General features: G+C 27.3%; 4 protein-coding genes and 2 pseudogenes. 5 read left to right on the top strand and 1 reads right to left on the bottom strand.

The genetic code is table 11. The features are described from left to right. A pseudogene (locus OL66_RS03480) lies at positions 1-417 on the bottom strand (DDE-type integrase/transposase/recombinase); the annotation flags it as partial. Between the two features lie 2 nt (positions 418-419). Between OL66_RS03480 and OL66_RS03475 the strand changes: the two are divergent. The 5 genes and pseudogenes from OL66_RS03475 to OL66_RS04445 all read left to right on the top strand — a co-directional run. Next, a pseudogene (locus OL66_RS03475) lies at positions 420-674 on the top strand (sigma-70 family RNA polymerase sigma factor); the annotation flags it as partial. 262 nt (positions 675-936) lie between these two features. Continuing rightward, positions 937-1266 carry a single-stranded DNA-binding protein gene (locus OL66_RS03470; protein WP_034172490.1) on the top strand — a complete coding sequence of 110 codons (330 nt, stop codon included), beginning with the start codon at positions 937-939 and terminating at the stop codon, positions 1264-1266. A 134-nt stretch (positions 1267-1400) separates the two neighbouring features. Next, the gene (locus OL66_RS03465) at positions 1401-1691 is read left to right on the top strand and encodes an HU family DNA-binding protein (RefSeq protein ID WP_034172489.1); all 291 of its coding nucleotides are present in this window, start codon (positions 1401-1403) and stop codon (positions 1689-1691) included. Between the two features lie 42 nt (positions 1692-1733). Further along, positions 1734-4058, top strand: coding sequence for an ATP-binding protein (locus OL66_RS03460; RefSeq protein ID WP_034172488.1), 2325 nt, complete (start codon positions 1734-1736; stop codon positions 4056-4058). Positions 4059-4092: 34 nt separating this feature from the next. Continuing rightward, positions 4093-4359 (top strand): SVM family protein (locus OL66_RS04445; protein WP_238568826.1); only part of this gene is annotated, 267 nt, incomplete at its 3' end.

The raw sequence follows: 4359 nt of genomic DNA, 5'->3' as shown, positions 1-4359 counted from the left end.
GATCGGAGTGAATAATACAAGGTTCTTTTAATGAAGGTAATTTTTTGATGGTGTTTAAAACTAAATCTTTATTTTGTTGGTTTGAAACATGTGAAGTGATGATTTGGTTATTAAAAGAGTCAATAATACAAGAAAAATAGAGAAAACCTTGATTAGTTTTAAAATAAGTAATATCAGTAAAGAGTTTTTGGAGGGGTTTGGTAGCCATAAAATCTTGATTGATTAAATTAGGAATTATTTGGAGATTATTTTTTAAATTACGATAAGTAAAAATTTTTTTGATTCTTAAACGACAACTAATGTCGTTTTTTTCATGATAGTGTAAACTTTTTTCTTGGTAATGAATTCGTTAAAAGTTTTTTGGTATAAATCATTGATTTTCCGATGACCGTAAAAATATTGATAATGGAGACATAAATCAAATAAATAAACTAAACCCCCATCAATTATGGTTAAAACAAGTTAATCATGAAATTTTTTTAAAAAAAATGAAAGTTAAGTTAAGCAAAACCGAATTCAAAATTATCCATTTAAGTTTTGGCGTTCCTTTAGGGAATATCAATGAAGATTATCAAAAATGTTATACCAACACCGAAATATCTGAAAAACTTAATTTATCTTTAAAACAAGTAGAAAATATTAAAAACATCGCTATCAAAAAATTAAAAAAATAAAAAAACGTTAAAACCTATCGTTCGTCCGTAATGACGTTAAACTATTAATTCAAAAAAATATTTCGTTTAAGTGATAAAAAAATAAAAATCAGATTACTTTAAAGTAATCTTTTTTTTATATCCAAATCAAGCATAAAACTTTTGAAACAATAGTAATAAAAGATTCCAAAACCAATAAATCAAATAGTCGTACAATACATTTTTTTCAAAAGTTTTATTAATGAAGAAATCAAATATATATCAAAAAAAGGAAAAATAAAATATGTTAAATAAAGTTCAATTAATCGGCCGTCTCAGCCATGATTTAGAAAAACAATATATAAATTCAAACAACGAACAAATCCCTAAAATCGATTTTCAATTAGCAGTTAACCTTAAAGAGATAACCCAATTCATCACTTGTGTTGTTTTTCGAAAACAAGCTGACAACATGAAAAAATATTTACATAAAGGTTCAAAAATTTATCTTGAATGGATTTTATCCATCCAAAAATACACGAATAATGAAGGTCAAACCAAAATCAATACTAAAGTTATTCTTCAAAACGTGATCTTTTTAGATAATAAACCTCAAGAAAATTTACCTTTTTAAAAAAATAGATTTAATAACAATCAAATAAACTATAATCATCTAACCCCTTTTGAAAAAAGGGTTTTTTTATTTGAAAAAAACACAACAAATTGGTAAGAACACCAAAAGAAATAAAAAAATAAAGGAGAAAAAATATGAATAAAAAAGAATTAATTAAAAAAATCGCTTTAGCCAACAAAACTTCCGTAACTAAAACCGAAGAGTTTTTTAACTCATTTGAGAATACTTTAATTGAAGCAATCACTACTAATGAAGAAGTAGTTTTATCACCTCAAATTGGTAAATTCAAACTAAAATCAAGAAAAGCCTACATCGGTAGAAACCCTAAAACAAAGAAAAAACTAAAAATTCCTGCCAAAACGGTAGTAACTTTCAAATTATCTAAAGCCATTAAAGATAAAGTGAAAGATTTAATTTTAAAATAACTAAATTATTTTATTTCAAAAACTTAAGAAAGGAGGTTATCTATGACATTAAATAAAAAAATTTATCTGAGTTTGATCGGATTATTAAGTTTAGGTTTTTTGGTTTTATTAATCTTTGGTATCACTCGTTCTCGCTCAAAAACTAAAACTCCATCGTTAACTCAAAAACCTCCATCAACACAACAACAAGAGATCGACAACCAAATCAAATTAGAACAAGCCAAAATCCAAGAACTCCAACAACAAGATCAAACCTTAAAAACCCAAATTGATGAAAATGTTAAAACTTTAACCGACATTATTACTAAAATTAAAACTCTCCAAACTGAATTAACTAATAATACTCAATTACCTCCAAACATGAAAACCCAAAAACAACAACAATTAACAGAACTGAAAACTCAACAACAAACCCAACAAACTATAGTCAATAATTTAATAGAACAAAGAAAAGCTTTAAACCAAAATCAAAAAGAAAAACAAGAAGAATTAGAAAAATTAGCGCAAGAAAAAGCGCAACTGCAAACCCAAGAAAACCTCCAACAACAAATTTTTCAATTAAACCAAGCTCTTAATTATGTCGAAGCTAATCAAAAAAGAATTGAAGAATTAAAAACTCAAAAAGAATATCAAAAAAATCAAACTGAGTTAAAAAATTTCAAGGATTTTCAACTGTTCTTAACTGATCAAAAATTATCTTTTGAAAAACAAAAGAAAAATTTAACTACCCAATTAAATCATTTAAAAGAAAATAAACCGCTTCCTTATACTAAAAAACAAGTGACATTCAAAGAAGTTTACGGCATGGAAAGTGAAAAAGAAGAATTAGAAGACTTATTAACTTATTTTCGCACGAACCAATCTTTAATTAACTTCGATCAAGTCCGCCCCAAAGGTTATTTACTTTATGGACCCCCAGGAACAGGAAAAACCTTTTTAATCAAAGCTCTTTGTGGGGAAGCTAATGTTCACTTTATTAATTTAATTCCTTCAAAATTCCGACAAAAATACATCGGAGAAGGGGAAAAAGAAGTGGAGAAAGTTTGGCAAGAAGCCGAAAATCATGATAAAACCATTATCTTTATTGATGAAATTGAAGGTTTAGAAAATCGTAATGATTCCAACATTTCTTCAGGAGGAGTCAATGTGATTAATACTTTATTAGATAAATTAGATGGGTTTAATAGTAGTAATAAAAAAATTGTCTTAATGGGATCTACTAATAACCTTCATAAAATTGATACCGCTTTACGCAGTCGTTTTAGTAAAGAAATCTATATCGGTCATTTAAAAGATTCCGAAATTGAAGGTTATTTAAAAAATATTATTGTTCCTTATCAAATTAGTTATCATACTTTTTTAGCTTTAAAAGATATTACCCAATTATGTCAAGGTAAAAATCTTTCTAACCGCGATTTAACCACAATCATCGAAGAAGCTTACAAAAAAACCGCTAAATGGGCTCAACAAAACCCTCAAACTCACGAAGTCATGTTACCTTCGGATCTCGAAGAAGTCTTAAATTTGAAATTAAAAACAAAACCTGATCATCAACAAGTAAAACAACGTCGAGTAGCTTGTGAAAACCAATACGCTCAATGGCGTGAAGGAATCCTTCAATATTTATATAAACCCAAAGATGAAACTAAAATTGAATGTCACTATACCTTTGATGGTTTAAACGGCATTAACTATTACAATCGTCGCTATACTCAAATCCAATCGGAATTAACTAACATTAATCAGCAATTAACTAAAATCCGCCAAGAAAATAAAATTCCACAATTAGAACAAGAATTAGTAACCTTAAATCAAACGCCTGACAAATACGAACAAACCATTAAAGATAAAAACCAAGAAATCATCGACATTAAAAACGATCTTAAAACTCTTCCAACTCAAGAAGAAAGTTTAAGAAAAGAATTAAAGCTGGTCGAAAATCGTCGTGAACTTCAAAAAGAACCATCTAACCTCGCCAACTACATCAGAGAAGGTTATCCTTTCGACCGTTGGAATAACAGAGGATTTAATTATGAGAAAACCTCCGTGAACGGATTTGAATTTTCTAGTTTCGACATAAAAAATGAAAGTCAATTATTTGTATATGTAGACTTAGAAAAACAATTCAACGAAGACTCAGGCGGTAACTGTTTAATCCTTAAATACAAAGGCCCAAAAGACTTGATAGAAAAAGACAAAGACTACTACCTTGGAAGAGCACACATTTCCAACTCCAATTTCAAATTAACCAATTTCCATCTCCACTTCAACCCTGTCCGTAAAACTTTATCTCTTTATGAAGGTAAACACAATAACGATAAAGCCAAAGAAGCCGAAAATAATAAAAGAACCAACGATGACTGGTGATAAAAAAGAATAAAAATAAAAGGAGATTTAATTTATGTTTAAATTACAAAATCAATTTAAAATAATAAATATTTGTTTATTTATTTTCTTGGGATTATTTTTAATTACTAATAATTCAGTAATGGCGATGAATAATTTAAATGATGAAAATTCAATAAACAATGAAATTAATAAACTTTATTGGGAAAGAAAAAATTTAGCTACTAAAATTTCATATTTTCACATTCATCATCTAGATGATGATATAAATTTACAAAAAGAATTACATAATTTAGATCAAATAATTAAAAATCTTTATCAA

The organism is Chrysanthemum yellows phytoplasma, from assembly GCF_000803325.1.
Lineage (GTDB): Bacteria > Bacillota_I > Bacilli_A > Acholeplasmatales > Acholeplasmataceae > Phytoplasma > Phytoplasma asteris.
The sequence above is the reverse complement of the archived record's forward strand: the minus strand, read 5'-3'. Positions and strand labels throughout refer to the sequence as shown.

Bases quoted from the DNA above. Each gene is read 5' to 3' on its own strand.
- OL66_RS03470 (WP_034172490.1), top strand. From the start codon at position 937: ATGTTAAATAAAGTTCAATTAATCGGCCGTCTCAGCCATGATTTAGAA.
- OL66_RS03465 (WP_034172489.1), top strand. From the start codon at position 1,401: ATGAATAAAAAAGAATTAATTAAAAAAATCGCTTTAGCCAACAAAACT.
- OL66_RS03460 (WP_034172488.1), top strand. From the start codon at position 1,734: ATGACATTAAATAAAAAAATTTATCTGAGTTTGATCGGATTATTAAGT.